The sequence below is a fragment of the Photobacterium sp. genome (assembly GCF_057456235.1).
In genome coordinates this window covers 12,615-27,041 of the sequence record NZ_JBVCPH010000018.1, presented here as the reverse complement: position 1 = coordinate 27,041, position 14,427 = coordinate 12,615, and the positions used below count along the sequence as shown (strand labels likewise).

Below are 14,427 nucleotides of genomic sequence, written 5' to 3'. Positions count from 1 at the left end.
CCTGCCTTGCAGGCCCCCAGATTTTCATCTGACAAACCAATAAAAAGGAGAGCCTCTATCGCTCTCCTTTTTTGTACTCAAAATATTAGTCCCTAGTGCCTATACGCCTTTGACGCTTTCACCACGTTGTTCATTTCATCGACCAGCTCGTACAGTTCGGGCTCAATGTCCTCGACGGTTGCATTGGCTTTAAGCTCAGTCTCTATGGTATGGCAGAGGTTTTTCAGGCGCGGCACGCCACTGTAGGCACAGCTGCCATGCAACTTGTGAATCGACGACCATAAATCGATCTCTTTGCCGTCTAAGGCTTCATTCACCAGCATTTCCACTTCGGGCATGAAATCGAGCAGCATTTGCAGCATGTCTTTCGCCAGGTCTTTTTTTCCAGCGGCTTGTGCCAGTGCCAGCTCCCAGTCCCAGCTGGTATTTTTGTCAATTGTTACAGCCTGATCCGGGGAGGGGGCTTCAGTGACGTCAGCGGTAACGCCGCCTTCCGTTGCTGCAGAACCCGTGCCATGAGAACTCGTTGTCCACTTTGCCAGTATTTGCTGCAGGATGCGCTCTTCAATCGGCTTGGTGAGGTAATCATCCATCCCGGCATTGAGCAACCGTTCACGTTCGCCGGCCATCGCATGGGCGGTAACGGCAATCACCGGCGTTGTGTGGTTGAGATCCGTTTTGTGGATCTCCTGACAAGCCGTGACACCATCCATTTCCGGCATTTGAATATCCATAAAGATTAAATCAAAGGCTTTCTGATGAGCATACTCCACGGCCTTTCTTCCTCCCGTTGCGGTAATAACCGTTTCTACCCGCTCACTCAGCAGTGCCGCGATGAGCTTCAGGTTTGCCGGATTATCATCAACCGCCATCACGGTCAGAGGCTCGATGGTCTGTGCTGGTTCGGCTAGCAACGGTACATCCTGCTCAACGTGATCATCCGGTGCATTGCTGAGCACTTCAAACAGCTTACGGTGTGCCAGCGGCTTGCCTAAACAGGCCGATACCCCGGCATTGATAAGGCGCTCAGACAATGCCAGCTCTGTGGCTGGCAGACTGACAATCACCTTGTCGGTAATTTGTTCAGCCTTGAATACCCGGTCGAGTAAAGTGGCAATCGGCGGCTGCTCGCCCGGCGTTAGGCACAATAGCGCAAAATGATGGTGTTCGGCATCTTCCGGCATGCTCGAACGGTAAGTCACCTGTATGCCGGCGTTAATTAAGCGTTGCTGAACGACGGAGGCGGCCTGCATGTTTGGTTCAATTAACAGCAGCTTTTTACCGATAAGCGAAGAGGTATCAATCGGCTGAGAAACCGGCAGATCCGTTTTTTGCATTTTTAATGAGAACCAGAAGGTCGAGCCTTGGTGCAATCGGCTGGTGAGACGAATTTCACCGCCCATCTGGGTTACCAGTTTCTGGGTGATCACCAGGCCGAGCCCGGTACCGCCGTAACGGCGGGAAATACTGGCATCGGCCTGGCTGAATGCCTGGAATAACTGTGCCTGCTGGCGCTCAGAAATCCCGATACCCGTATCACGTACCATAAATTGCAGTTCGACATTTTCATCTTTGTCGGATTTCAGTTCGACCGAGACGTCGATATTGCCGCGTTCGGTAAATTTAACGGCGTTACCGATGAGGTTAGTGATCACTTGCTGAATCCGGAGCGGATCACCAATTAGGCCTGCCGGGATCCGGTTATCAATTTTCAGGGTGAGTTCAAGCCCTTTTTCGTGCGCGCTTGGTGCCAGCAGACACATCACCTCATCCAGTGACTCGGTAAAATCAAACGGGATATTTTCCAGCAGTAACTTGCCGGCTTCCAGTTTCGAGAAGTCGAGGATGTCGTTAATGATGGTCAGCAGGTTATTTGCCGATTTTTCGATAGTTAGCAGGTAATCTTGCTGACTCGAACTGAGCCGCGTTTTCAGCATCTGACGGGTAAAGCCGATAACACCATTTAGCGGCGTTCGCAGTTCGTGTGACATATTTGCCAGGAACTCGGACTTCACCCGTGCGGCCTCCTGGGCACGCTTCTTGGCGATATCCAGTTCAACGTTCTGGATTTCCAACTGCTCCAGGGTTTCGCGCAGATCGGACGTTGCCTGATCGATGCTCTGCTGCATCTCAATGTGGTATTCAGAGAGCGATATTGCCATGGCATTGATACCGTTTTTCAAGGTATCCAGTTCACCAAGCAGTTCTCCTTCGATGCGTATATCCAAGTGACCGCGTCGGATCCGATCGACCACACTGACCATGTGCGAGATCGGCCTGGTAACATCCTGCATTAGGCGGTAAGCAAACAGAGAAGACAGTGTTAACCCCAGTAGTAGCACCATCAAGGCGGTGAATACTTCCTGGTACTGCTGGAGACGCAGGGCACTTAAGTCTAATTCTAGGGCGATATACCCGAGGGCCTGGCCCTGGTAATTCAATTGCGGGCTGTTACCAAATTGACCTTCGGTTAAAATCGGGGCGCGCAGGATCAACGAATTATCATTGAGCCGGGTATCGAGCAGCAACGGGATCGGTTGATCATCCGGATACATCAGGATTTCAAAGTTACGATGAAAGTTCGAGGTGACAAATAATTCATTGCTGGCATCAAAGACGGCAATACTGCGGATGATCTGGGAATGCTTGCGGTGGGCATAACTGATCAGGCGACGAACCGCTTCCCGATTTTTATCGGTCATGCCATATTCTGTTGAAATTGCCAGCGGTTCAATAATACTGGCACCAGTAGATATCAGCTGGTGTTCCAGATCACGGTAGCGGCTCATCGTGAAAAAGGCGCTTAATAATAGGCCTATAATCAATGTCGGTGCTAATGTCAGGGTAAAGACCCTGGCACGAAGTCCATATTTGGTCATGGTTCTCTTAATTACAAGAATGCGATTCTGTGGGAGAATTGTCGTCCACCTGTGGCCTTTAGCTTAATGAAACTAGGGCTGCTCGACAATCAACCAATGTCTTTTCAGTGAGTCAAAACACTATGGCACGCTTTTTTAAGCCTCAGAAACGTAAAATAACCGATACTAAGCATAAAGAAATTACAATCAGCCGTTTAGATCACCTTGGCTCTGGTATTGGTCATCTTAATGGTAAATCTGTCTTTGTTGACGGCTTATTACCGGGTGAAAAGGCACTGGTTCAGCTTACTGAAGACAAAAAGCAGTACGCTCGTGCCAAGGTCATCAAGCGTCTTACCGATAGTCAGGCACGTATTAAACCGCATTGCCCGATCTATGACCAGTGTGGCGGGTGCAACTTACAACATTTGTCCCACTCAGGGCAGGTCGAGGCTAAGCAACTGGCATTAACCGAGCTAATGAGCAAGTTTGCCGCCACTGAACAGCCGCAATTTTTTCCCCAGGTCGCTCCGATTGTTGGTCGTGATCTGCATTACCGTCGCTGCGCCCGATTCAGCATTAAGCCGGGGGCGGGAAAATTGCAGTTTGGCTTTCGCAAGAAGCAGAGCAAAGAGATTGTTGACGTTGAGCAATGTCCGGTGCTGGCGCAATCACTGAATGAACTTTTACCGCCATTACGCAGCCTGCTAAGTCAGTTGAAAGGTCACAAACACCTCGGCCATGTCGAACTGGTGGAAGCGGATAACGGCCGGGTGGTCTTAATTCGTCATTTAAAACCGTTTTCTGACAAAGACATGACGTTGATTCGCCAGTTTGCTCAAGCGCATAATGTTATTCTATTCTTAGCTCCGACATCGGATGACATCGAGCGTGTTTACGGTGATGCACCGTACTATAAACTGGATGAACTGAAGCTGAATTTTTCACCAAAAGACTTTATTCAGGTCAACCGTGAAGTGAATAAAAAAATGGTCCGTCAAGCCGCCGATTGGCTGGATGTTAAGCCAGATGATCGTGTGCTGGATCTATTTTGCGGGTTGGGAAATTTTAGTTTACCGTTGGCAAAACGCGCAAAAGCACTGGTTGGTATTGAAGGTATCGAAGAAATGGTTCATCGTGCCACAGAGAATGCGATGTGCAACAAGCAGAGTAATGCAGCCTTTTATCAGGCTAACCTGGATGATGACGTCACTAAGCTGGCGTGGGCGCGCGAACCGTTTAATAAAATTTTATTGGATCCAGCACGTGCAGGCGCTGCGGGTGTGATGCAGCATGTAGTGAATCTTAAGCCTGAAAGGGTAGTATATGTATCATGTAATCCGGCTACGCTCGCGCGCGATAGTCAGGTATTACTGCAAAAAGGTTATCAGTTGGAACGCTTGGGAATGCTGGATATGTTTCCGCATACCGGACACCTGGAGTCAATGGCCTTGTTTACCCAAATGAGTCCGGCTACCCAAAAATAGTGTTTCTTTAACAGAGAAAAACAGGATTAAAAAATGGTCGCAGTTCGCGGTGCGCATTTAAAGGGAAATAATACATTTGAACTTTCATCTTGGGTCGAGAGTTTGCAGCAAGACGCCGAGGTGTCTGGCCGCATTCAAAAAACCTATCAGCGATGTATCGATCTAACGACTGGGGAAGAGTCTGCGCCATTGCTGTTATGGCGTGGCCGCGAAATGGTAGAAATCCTGGTTACCCTGAGTATGGACAGAGATACGCTGATTGCAGCGCTACTGTTCCCGCTGGTGGAAGCTGGCGTTTATGCTCATGAGCAGGTTAAGGAAGATTACAACAGCACGATCCTGCAGATGGTGACAGGGGTCGAGCAAATGGCGGCAATCAGGCAGCTGAATGCGAACACCGACGGTGCCGCGCAATCAGTGCAGGTTGATAATATTCGCCGCATGTTGTTATCGATGGTGGATGATTTCCGCTGCGTGGTCATCAAGCTTGCAGAGCGTATCTGTAACCTGCGTGAAGTAAAAGATGAACCGGATGAGGTGCGTCGTGCGGCTGCGCGTGAGTGTGCCAATATCTACGCGCCATTGGCTAATCGTCTGGGGATTGGTCAGCTTAAGTGGGAAATCGAGGATTACGCTTTCCGCTATCAGCATCCTGAAACCTACAAGCAGATTGCCAAACAGCTCTCTGAGCGTCGTATCGATCGCGAGCAATATATTGACTCTTTCGTGTCAGATCTTGCGGAATCAATGCGGGCTTACAACATTAATGCTGAAGTGCATGGCCGCCCGAAGCACATCTACAGCATCTGGCGCAAAATGCAGAAGAAGAATCTGGCCTTCGATGAGCTGTTTGACGTACGTGCCGTGCGTATTATTGCCGATCAGCTCCAAGACTGTTATGCCGCATTAGGTGTGGTGCACACCAAGTATCGTCATCTGCCGAAAGAATTCGACGACTATGTCGCCAACCCGAAGCCCAATGGCTATCAGTCTATCCATACAGTGGTACTGGGGCCGGAAGGCAAAACGATTGAAATTCAGATCCGCACCAAGCAAATGCATGAAGAATCTGAACTCGGGGTTGCCGCGCACTGGAAATATAAAGAAGGCTCGTCTGGCGGTGCAAAATCATCCTACGACGAAAAAATTAACTGGTTGCGTAAGCTGCTGGTGTGGCAGGAAGAAATGTCAGATTCTGGCGAAATGCTGGAAGAGTTACGGAGCCAGGTCTTTGATGACCGCGTTTATGCGTTTACGCCGAAAGGGGACGTGGTTGATTTGCCGCTTGATGCGACGCCGCTTGATTTCGCCTACCACATTCACTCGGAAGTCGGTCACCGCTGCATTGGTGCCAAGGTCGAAGGCCGGATTGTCCCTTTCACCTATCACTTGCAAATGGGTGAGCAGGTCGAGATTATCACTCAGAAAGAGCCCAACCCGTCACGTGACTGGTTGAACCCCAACCTTGGTTTTGTTACCTCAAGCCGCGCCCGAGCCAAAGTCCATGCCTGGTTCCGCAAGCAAGATCGTGACAAGAACATGGTTGCCGGGCGTGAAATGCTTGAAGTCGAACTGCACAAAGTCGGCGCAACACTCAAAGACGCAGAGGCATATGCCTTAAAACGCTTTAATGCCAAATCACTCGATGAGTTGTTTGTGGGTATCGGCAGTGGCGATTTGCGTATCAACCAGGTTGTTAACCATATCAACACTATGGTTAATAAGCCGACCGCAGAAGAAGAAGATCAGCAGCTGTTAGACAAACTGACAGAGGCGGGAGCGAAAACCAGCACCAGTGCGAAAAAACCGCAACGTGATGCTGTTGTGGTTGAAGGGGTGGATAACCTGATGACCCACCTAGCTCGCTGTTGCCAGCCGATCCCTGGCGATAAAATCGTTGGTTTTGTTACCCAGGGACGAGGTATTTCGGTGCACCGTAATGACTGCGAACAGCTGGAAGAGCTCCGTCACCATATACCGGAGCGTATAATCCATACCGTATGGGGCGGAGGATTTGTCGGTAACTATAATATTACGGTGCGGGTCACCGCGTCTGAGCGCAATGGCTTGATCAAAGATCTGACCAATACCTTTGCCAATGAAAAAGCCAAAGTGGCGGGTGTGAAGAGTCGGATCGACTACAAGAAACAGATGTCGGTGATGGACTTTGATTTAGAACTGACCGATCTGGATGTGTTGAGCAAGGTTCTGAAGCGGATTGAGCAGGTGAAGGATGTCGCCGAGGCCAAGCGTCTGTATTAACGGGAGCCGAATATCGAGAAGCGAGAATCGAGTATCTAGAAATGAGAGCCTAGAACCTCGATACTAGAAACTAGAACCGGGAAGCCATTGTGCTTCCCGTTTTTTTAACATCAGAGCAAAAAAGAATAGTGACTATGAGCGATAAACAGCAAACACCGATTGAGCAGCTTATTGAGATTATGGCGACATTGCGGGATCCAAGCCAAGGGTGCCCGTGGGATCGTAAGCAGACCTTTGCCTCGATTGTGCCCCACACCATTGAAGAAGCTTATGAAGTCGCTGATGCGATTGAACAGCAAGACTGGAACGATGTACGGGAAGAGCTGGGGGATTTACTGTTCCAGATTATTTTTTACAGCCAGATGGGCAAAGAGCAAGGGTTATTTGATTTTAATGACGTGGTGAATGGCTTGAATGAAAAGCTGATCCGCCGCCATCCGCATGTGTTTGGTGAGACTGATTTTGCTGACGATGCGGCGATCAACGCCCACTGGGAAGCTGAAAAAGCCAAAGAGCGTGATGCGAAAGGCCAGGATAGCAGTCTGCTGGCCAATATTCCGCTGGCTCTGCCGGCGCTGAGTCGTGCTGATAAAATTCAGAAGCGTTGCGCAAAGCACGGCTTTGACTGGGATTCTGTGGGGCCGGTGGTTGATAAGGTGAAGGAAGAGCTTGATGAAGTGATGGATGAAGTCATTCAGGTGTCAGTTGATCACAGTAAGGTTGAAGAAGAAATGGGGGATTTACTGTTTTCGGTGGTGAACTTGAGCCGTCATTTGCAGGTTAAACCCGAACAGGCACTGCAGCGAGCCAATAAAAAATTTGAGCGACGTTTTCGCGAAGTTGAAAGAAAGGTGCAGCAACAAGGGAGGCGCATTGATGAATGCTCTCTGGATATGCTCGATGCCGAATGGGATAAAGTTAAAAAAGAAGAGTGATTAATGGCAAAACAGGGACGATAGGTGAAAAAAATGTCCCATTTTCTTTTTTTTGTTGGTGTTGTTTTCTCGGCTTTATCACGCGAAACGTAATCGCTATAAGTATAATTGATTTGAAACAAAAAAAAACGATGAGTGCTGTGATAGTTTTCACGTTGTGGAAAAAAATGTGTCTGGTATACTAATTTCCCGTCCAGATAGCTTTTTAAATCCTCTATAACCAATCTTCCAGGTTAAACATGACAACGAATTACATTTTTGTTACGGGCGGGGTCGTATCCTCACTTGGTAAAGGTATTGCTGCAGCCTCTCTGGCAGCTATTCTTGAAGCGCGTGGTCTTAAAGTGACCATGATGAAGCTAGACCCTTACATCAACGTTGATCCAGGCACAATGAGCCCGATCCAACACGGCGAAGTATTCGTTACGGAAGACGGTGCAGAGACCGACCTCGATTTAGGTCACTATGAGCGTTTCATCCGTACAAAAATGACCAAGCGTAATAACTTTACGGCTGGTCGTGTATACGAAGAGGTGTTGCGTAAAGAGCGTCGTGGTGACTACCTCGGTGCCACTATTCAGGTAATCCCGCATATCACGAACGAGATTAAAGATCGCGTGATTGCTGGTGCTGAAGGTCATGATATCGCTATTGTTGAAGTGGGCGGTACTGTCGGCGATATCGAATCACTGCCATTTATGGAAGCGATTCGCCAGTTAGCCGTGCAGCAAGGCCGTGAACGTACCATGTTCATGCACCTGACGTTGGTTCCTTACCTGGCAGCGGCCGGTGAAGTGAAAACGAAGCCGACTCAGCATTCAGTCAAAGAACTGCTTTCTATCGGTATTCAGCCTGATATCTTAATTTGTCGTTCAGACCGTGTTATTCCGGCCAATGAGCGCGCTAAGATCGCACTGTTCTGTAATGTGCCGGAAAAAGCGGTTATCTCGATGAAAGACGTAGATTCAATCTACAAAATCCCTCAGCTAATCAAAGCACAAGGTCTTGACGATCTGGTATGCAAACGCTTTGGTATTACAGCGCCGGAAGCGGATTTGGCGGAATGGGAGCAGGTGATCTACGAAGAAGCAAACCCTACTGATGAAGTAACAATCGGTATGGTCGGTAAGTACATTGAACTGCCTGACGCTTACAAATCGGTTAACGAAGCATTGAAGCACGCAGGCCTCAAAAACCGCCTGTCTGTGAAAATTAAATATATTGATTCACAAGACGTTGAATCTAAAGGCACGGAAGTGCTCGAAGGGCTAGATGCCATTTTGGTTCCTGGCGGCTTCGGCGGTCGTGGTGTTGAAGGTAAGATCCTGACTGCACAATATGCCCGTGAAAACAAAATTCCTTATCTGGGCATTTGCCTGGGTATGCAGGTTGCTCTTATTGAATTCGCACGTAACGTTGCGGGTCTTAAAGATGCACACTCGACTGAATTTAATCCTGAAACCAAGTACCCGGTTGTTGGTCTAATCACCGAGTGGGTTGATGGTGAAGGTCAGGTAGAGAAGCGTACAGAGACATCAGATTTAGGCGGCACAATGCGCCTTGGTTCTCAGCTATGCCACCTGAAAAACGGCTCTAAAGCGCGTGAGCTTTACGGTAATGCTACAATTCATGAGCGTCACCGTCACCGTTATGAAGTCAATAACAACCTGCTTCCTCAATTAGAGAAAGCGGGACTTAAAATTTCTGGTCTGTCAGCAGATAAGAAATTAGTCGAAATTATCGAGATCCCGAACCATCCGTGGTTCGTGGCTGCTCAGTTCCACCCTGAGTTCACATCAACACCTCGCGATGGTCATCCTTTATTTGAAGGTTTCGTGAAGGCAGCAGGCCAAAACCTGCGTGGTGAGCTTAAATAAGTAAGGATTACGGATAGCTGTAGTGATGATAGCTACAGCTGTTTTTTAGCTTTTAAATTGAAGATAAAGCAAGAGGAAACACAATGTCTAAGATCGTTAAAGTTCTAGGTCGTGAAATCATCGATTCACGTGGCAACCCAACTGTTGAAGCTGAAGTTCACCTGGAAGGTGGTTTCGTCGGTATGGCTGCAGCCCCTTCTGGCGCATCAACGGGTTCACGTGAAGCTCTTGAGCTACGTGACGGCGACAAGTCTCGTTTCCTAGGTAAAGGTGTTCTTAAAGCAATTGAAGCGGTAAACGGCCCAATCGCTGAAGCTCTACTTGGTAAAGATGCAAAAGACCAAGCGGCTATTGATCAGGTAATGATCGACCTAGACGGTACTGAAAACAAGTCTAAGTTTGGTGCTAACGCAATCCTGGCTGTTTCTCTGGCGAATGCTAAAGCAGCTGCTGCAGCTAAAGGCATGCCTTTATACGAGCACATTGCTGAGCTAAACGGCACAGCTGGCGTATTCTCTATGCCTCTTCCAATGATGAACATCATCAACGGTGGCGAGCACGCTGATAACAACGTTGATATCCAAGAGTTCATGATCCAGCCAGTTGGCGCGAAAACGCTTAAAGAAGCACTGCGTATCGGTGCTGAAGTATTCCACAACCTTGCTAAAGTACTTAAGGCTAAAGGCCTAAGCACTGCTGTTGGTGATGAAGGTGGTTTTGCTCCTAACCTAGAGTCTAACGCTGCTGCACTAGCTGCAATCAAAGAAGCTGTTGAAGCTGCAGGTTACGAGCTGGGTAAAGACGTTACTCTGGCAATGGACTGTGCTGCATCTGAGTTCTACGACAAAGAAGCTGGCCACTACAACATGAAAGGCGAAGGCAAAATCTTCACTTCTGAAGAGTTTAACTTCTACCTACAAGACCTTGCTAACCAATACCCAATCGTATCTATCGAAGACGGTCTTGACGAATCAGACTGGGCTGGCTTCAAGCACCAGACTGAACTGCTAGGCGACAAACTTCAAATCGTTGGTGACGATCTATTCGTTACAAACACGAAGATCCTTGCTGAAGGTATCGAGAAAGGCGTAGCTAACTCTATCCTGATCAAGTTCAACCAGATCGGTTCTCTAACTGAAACTCTAGCTGCAATCAAGATGGCTAAAGACGCTGGTTACACGGCTGTTATCTCTCACCGTTCAGGCGAGACTGAAGATGCAACTATCGCTGATCTAGCGGTAGGTACTGCTGCAGGCCAAATCAAAACTGGTTCTATGAGCCGTTCTGACCGTGTTGCTAAGTACAACCAGCTAATTCGTATCGAAGAAGCTCTAGGCGCGAAAGCACCTTTCAACGGCCTTAAAGAAGTTAAAGGTCAAGCTTAATTATTAAGCACTGACTTTGGGTAATTAACCCTTATTCTTCTGAAACCGCCTCTTTTGAGGCGGTTTTTTTATGTCTGAAGAACTTTTTATATCTGAATAACGCAGACTAAAAGCCTAACGCTAGTCACCAACAATGGTTTGTGGGATTATTACAAGTTGGATATTTTTAAAGAGTATCCATTCCCCCTGACTCGTTGCCCTGAAGAGGGTGAAACGAACGAGAGGAATGAATACTTACCCTAATACTAATCAGTATAATACAACTGGTCTAACGTATTTAACGCGAAAGTGGGGACATGCATGCGTCTGTTAACCGTGATGCTGCTGGCTGTTTTAGTTTGGCTGCAATATGACTTCTGGCTCGGGAAGAATGGCCTGATGGATTATTTAGCAGTAGAAGGCAATGTAAAAATACAACAGAAAGCAAATGCTGAACTTGTCCAGCGCAACCAGCAGATGTATGCCGAAATCCATGATCTTCACCGTGGTCAGGAAGCGGTAGAAGAGCGCGCCAGAAATGAACTTGGTATGATTAAGCCGAGTGAAACATTTTTTCGCATTGTGGGTGAAAGCAGCCCAAATTATTAACTCTTAACGAAACCTTGCCATGACCCAACAACTTACCGCCGTCGTACCTGCTGCCGGGGTCGGTAGCCGTATGGCGGCTGACCGGCCTAAGCAATATTTAGCCATTGCAGGTAAAACGATTTTGGAGCACACCGTTGATCGCCTGTTCAGCCTCCCGCAGATTGAACGGATAATTATTGCGATCAGTAACGGTGATCCCTATTTTCCTTCGCTGCCGCTTGCCAGCGATCCTCGGATTCAGGTTGTTGAGGGGGGGGCTGAGCGAGCAGATTCGGTGTTTGCCGGTCTTGCTGCCATTGTCGATGAGAACAGCTGGGTGCTGGTACATGACGCGGCAAGGCCATGTGTACGATTAGCGGATCTGGTGCGGTTGGTGGCGGCTGCGCTGCAAAGTGAAGATGGTGCGATTCTGGCGGCCCCTGTACGCGATACCATGAAGCGCGGCAGCCGGTCGCCTGTTAATAAACAGCAAAGTAATGTTCTGCATCACAACAGCCTGCCAGTTATTGCTGAAACCGTCGATCGTGACAACCTCTGGCATGCACTTACCCCGCAGATGTTTAGAGTGAAGCAATTACGGGAGTCATTGCAACAAGCGCTCAAAGAGGGTGCGGTTATTACCGACGAAGCGTCAGCTCTGGAATATTGTGGGTATTCCCCACTGCTGGTTAAAGGGCGGGCCGATAACCTGAAAGTAACCCAGCCTGAAGATTTAGCTCTTGCCGGCTTTTATTTGGAACAACTGATTAAGGAGCAGCCCTGATGCGAATTGGACATGGTTTTGATGTGCATAAGTTTGGCGGCGACGGCCCGGTGATCATTGGCGGGGTTGCTATCCCTTATGATCAGGGCTTAATTGCCCATTCTGATGGTGACGTTGCGCTTCATGCTGTGTGTGACGCTTTGCTGGGTGCCATTGGTGCCGGGGATATTGGCCGCCACTTCCCGGATACGGATGCTGAGTGGAAAGGGGCTGATAGCCGTTTCTTACTGCGTGACGTCTACAGTAAAGTAAAAGCAAAAGGCTACCGGCTGGGCAATCTGGATGTCACCATCATTGCCCAGGCACCGAAAATGGCACCGTATATTGATGAGATGTGCCAGGCAATTTCCGACGATCTGGAAACGGAAATTGAGAATATTAATGTTAAGGCGACAACCACTGAACGTCTCGGTTTTACGGGACGCAAAGAAGGCATTGCTTGCGAAGCTGTGGTCTTAATTCAAAAGGTATAACGATGTCTAATGTCATGGACAATTTTTGTTGGTTATATGAAAAACCAACGTGTCAGGGGCGGATCAAAGTCCAGCCTGACCACTTTGTAGTCAAAGAAAACTTAGGTTTTGATTTTGCCGGGCAAGGCGAACACTTTATGGTGAAGATCCGCAAGACAGGTGAAAACACCAAGTTTGTGGTCAATGAGCTGGCGAAAGCATGTGGCGTCAAATCGCGAGATGTGAGCTGGGCCGGCCTCAAAGATCGTCATGCGGTAACGGAGCAGTGGTTAAGTGTTCATCTGCCCGGAAAGCCAGATCCTGATTTAACTTTGTTTGTGGCAGAGCATCCGGGAGTTGAAGTCTTGGAAACCACCCGCCACGATAAAAAACTGCGTCCGGGCGATTTAGTCGGCAACTGGTTCCAGTTGCGCTTGCTTGAACTTGATAAGCCGGATGAACTGGCCGCCAAATTAGAGCAGGTGAAGTGCCACGGCGTGCCCAACTATTATGGTGAGCAGCGATTTGGGCATAGCGGTAATAATGTGGTGAAGGCGCGTAGCTGGGGGAATGACGAATTTCGAGTTCGAGACAAGAGTAAGCGCAGCTTTTATTTATCCGCGGCACGTTCTTGGCTATTCAACATGGTACTGTCGACGCGAATTGAGCAGGGCAACGTTCACTCGCTGATGCTGGGTGACAGTTTGCAAAATATGGGGGAAGAGAATGGCTTCCTGGCTGAAACGATTAGCCCTGAACTACAAACGAGCATTGATGAGGGGCGCGTAAATATTACGGCCCCCTTAGTGGGTGATAATGCCTTACCGACTCAGGCTGATGCAGAAGCATTTGAATTATCGGTGATTGAACAAGAGCCATTGCTGCTTAAATTGATCCGTGATAACCGTATGCGTCATGAGCGTCGTCCGTTATTGTTAAAGCCACAAGAGATGGAATGGCAATTCGATGGTGATGATCTCGTGCTGGCATTCGCCCTGCCGGCGGGTTGTTTCGCAACCTCTGTGGTACGCGAGCTAATAATGGAGCGTGAACGAGAGGATGGCGACCATGCGAATTTTAATCAGTAATGATGACGGTATTTTTGCCGAAGGCATTAATACGCTTGCCTCTGTATTGGGTGAGCTGGGGGAGGTTACCGTGGTCGCCCCGGATCGAAATCGCTCCGGGGCTTCAAACTCCCTATCACTTGATAATCCGCTGCGTATTCGCGAAGAAGGACCAGGTCGGATCTCTGTTGAAGGTACACCGACCGATTGTGTCCACTTTGCCCTGAATGAGTGGCTGGAATACCGCCCGGATATCGTGGTTGCCGGTATTAACCATGGTGCCAATCTGGGGGATGACGTCTTATATTCCGGTACGGTAGCGGCAGCGACGGAGGGGCATTTCCTTGGTGTGCCGGCAATAGCGGTATCGCTGGTGGGTTCCGTATACTTTGACACGGCAGCGCAGGTGGTCAAAGAGCTGGTTCGCAATTTGATTGATAAGCCGTTGCTCAACAATCAGATCCTTAATATAAATGTGCCGGATGTTCCTTTGGCGGAATTAACCGGTTGGCAAGTCACGCGACTGGGGGCACGGCACCGTGCAGAGCAGATGGTCAAAGATACGGATCCTCGTGGTAAAACTCTTTACTGGCTTGGTCCGCCGGGGCTTGGCCAGGATGCAGGTCCCGGTACGGATTTTCATGCCATCGAACAAAAATCGGTGTCTATTACCCCGCTGCAAGTTGATTTAACGGCTCATAATGCCATCGACAGTGTTGAGCTATGGATGAAAGAAGTGGAGATAAAATAAGG

The 14,427-nt window shown here is 48.7% G+C and carries 11 protein-coding genes; 10 read left to right on the top strand and 1 reads right to left on the bottom strand.

The features are described 5' to 3' along the window. Positions 1–92 precede the first annotated feature (92 nt). Positions 93–2,879 (bottom strand): two-component sensor histidine kinase BarA, encoded by a 2,787-nt coding sequence (barA, locus tag AC2204_RS17465; RefSeq protein WP_318926956.1) that lies wholly within the window; start codon positions 2,877–2,879, stop codon positions 93–95. 122 nt (positions 2,880–3,001) lie between these two features. Here barA and rlmD point away from each other — a divergent pair, with 122 nt between their 5' ends. From rlmD to surE, 10 genes are all read left to right on the top strand, one after another. Further along, the gene (gene rlmD / locus AC2204_RS17460; RefSeq protein ID WP_318926955.1) at positions 3,002–4,345 is read left to right on the top strand and encodes a 23S rRNA (uracil(1939)-C(5))-methyltransferase RlmD; all 1,344 of its coding nucleotides are present in this window, start codon (positions 3,002–3,004) and stop codon (positions 4,343–4,345) included. Positions 4,346–4,378: 33 nt separating this feature from the next. Next, a complete protein-coding gene (gene relA / locus AC2204_RS17455; protein WP_318926954.1) occupies positions 4,379–6,607 on the top strand; it encodes a GTP diphosphokinase in 2,229 nt (742 codons plus the stop codon). Positions 6,608–6,741: 134 nt separating this feature from the next. Next, positions 6,742–7,542, top strand: coding sequence for a nucleoside triphosphate pyrophosphohydrolase (gene mazG / locus AC2204_RS17450; RefSeq protein ID WP_318926953.1), 801 nt, complete (start codon positions 6,742–6,744; stop codon positions 7,540–7,542). 239 nt (positions 7,543–7,781) lie between these two features. Next, the gene (gene pyrG / locus AC2204_RS17445; RefSeq protein WP_318926952.1) at positions 7,782–9,419 is read left to right on the top strand and encodes a CTP synthase; all 1,638 of its coding nucleotides are present in this window, start codon (positions 7,782–7,784) and stop codon (positions 9,417–9,419) included. A gap of 83 nt (positions 9,420–9,502) precedes the next feature. Then, on the top strand, positions 9,503–10,804 hold the full coding sequence (gene eno, locus AC2204_RS17440; protein ID WP_318926951.1) for a phosphopyruvate hydratase: 1,302 nt from the start codon (positions 9,503–9,505) through the stop codon (positions 10,802–10,804). Positions 10,805–11,104: 300 nt separating this feature from the next. Continuing rightward, positions 11,105–11,392 (top strand): cell division protein FtsB, encoded by a 288-nt coding sequence (gene ftsB, locus AC2204_RS17435; RefSeq protein ID WP_318926950.1) that lies wholly within the window; start codon positions 11,105–11,107, stop codon positions 11,390–11,392. Positions 11,393–11,411: 19 nt separating this feature from the next. Beyond that, positions 11,412–12,155 carry a 2-C-methyl-D-erythritol 4-phosphate cytidylyltransferase gene (gene ispD, locus AC2204_RS17430; protein WP_318926949.1) on the top strand — a complete coding sequence of 248 codons (744 nt, stop codon included), beginning with the start codon at positions 11,412–11,414 and terminating at the stop codon, positions 12,153–12,155. Then, positions 12,155–12,628, top strand: a complete 474-nt coding sequence (ispF, locus tag AC2204_RS17425) for a 2-C-methyl-D-erythritol 2,4-cyclodiphosphate synthase (RefSeq protein WP_318926948.1) — start codon at positions 12,155–12,157, stop codon at positions 12,626–12,628. The genes ispD and ispF overlap by 1 nt, the downstream gene beginning before the upstream one ends. A 2-nt stretch (positions 12,629–12,630) precedes the next feature. Next, a complete protein-coding gene (truD, locus tag AC2204_RS17420) occupies positions 12,631–13,695 on the top strand; it encodes a tRNA pseudouridine(13) synthase TruD (protein WP_318926947.1) in 1,065 nt (354 codons plus the stop codon). Next, positions 13,676–14,425, top strand: coding sequence for a 5'/3'-nucleotidase SurE (gene surE / locus AC2204_RS17415; RefSeq protein WP_318926946.1), 750 nt, complete (start codon positions 13,676–13,678; stop codon positions 14,423–14,425). Before truD ends, surE begins: the two co-directional genes overlap by 20 nt. Positions 14,426–14,427: the final 2 nt, after the last annotated feature.

Excerpts from the sequence above, each read along its gene's own strand:
- barA (WP_318926956.1), bottom strand. The coding sequence starts at position 2,879 with ATGACCAAATATGGACTTCGTGCCAGGGTCTTTACCCTGACATTAGCA.
- rlmD (WP_318926955.1), top strand. The coding sequence starts at position 3,002 with ATGGCACGCTTTTTTAAGCCTCAGAAACGTAAAATAACCGATACTAAG.
- relA (WP_318926954.1), top strand. The coding sequence starts at position 4,379 with ATGGTCGCAGTTCGCGGTGCGCATTTAAAGGGAAATAATACATTTGAA.
- mazG (WP_318926953.1), top strand. The coding sequence starts at position 6,742 with ATGAGCGATAAACAGCAAACACCGATTGAGCAGCTTATTGAGATTATG.
- pyrG (WP_318926952.1), top strand. The coding sequence starts at position 7,782 with ATGACAACGAATTACATTTTTGTTACGGGCGGGGTCGTATCCTCACTT.
- eno (WP_318926951.1), top strand. The coding sequence starts at position 9,503 with ATGTCTAAGATCGTTAAAGTTCTAGGTCGTGAAATCATCGATTCACGT.
- ftsB (WP_318926950.1), top strand. The coding sequence starts at position 11,105 with ATGCGTCTGTTAACCGTGATGCTGCTGGCTGTTTTAGTTTGGCTGCAA.
- ispD (WP_318926949.1), top strand. The coding sequence starts at position 11,412 with ATGACCCAACAACTTACCGCCGTCGTACCTGCTGCCGGGGTCGGTAGC.
- ispF (WP_318926948.1), top strand. The coding sequence starts at position 12,155 with ATGCGAATTGGACATGGTTTTGATGTGCATAAGTTTGGCGGCGACGGC.
- truD (WP_318926947.1), top strand. The coding sequence starts at position 12,631 with ATGTCTAATGTCATGGACAATTTTTGTTGGTTATATGAAAAACCAACG.
- surE (WP_318926946.1), top strand. The coding sequence starts at position 13,676 with ATGCGAATTTTAATCAGTAATGATGACGGTATTTTTGCCGAAGGCATT.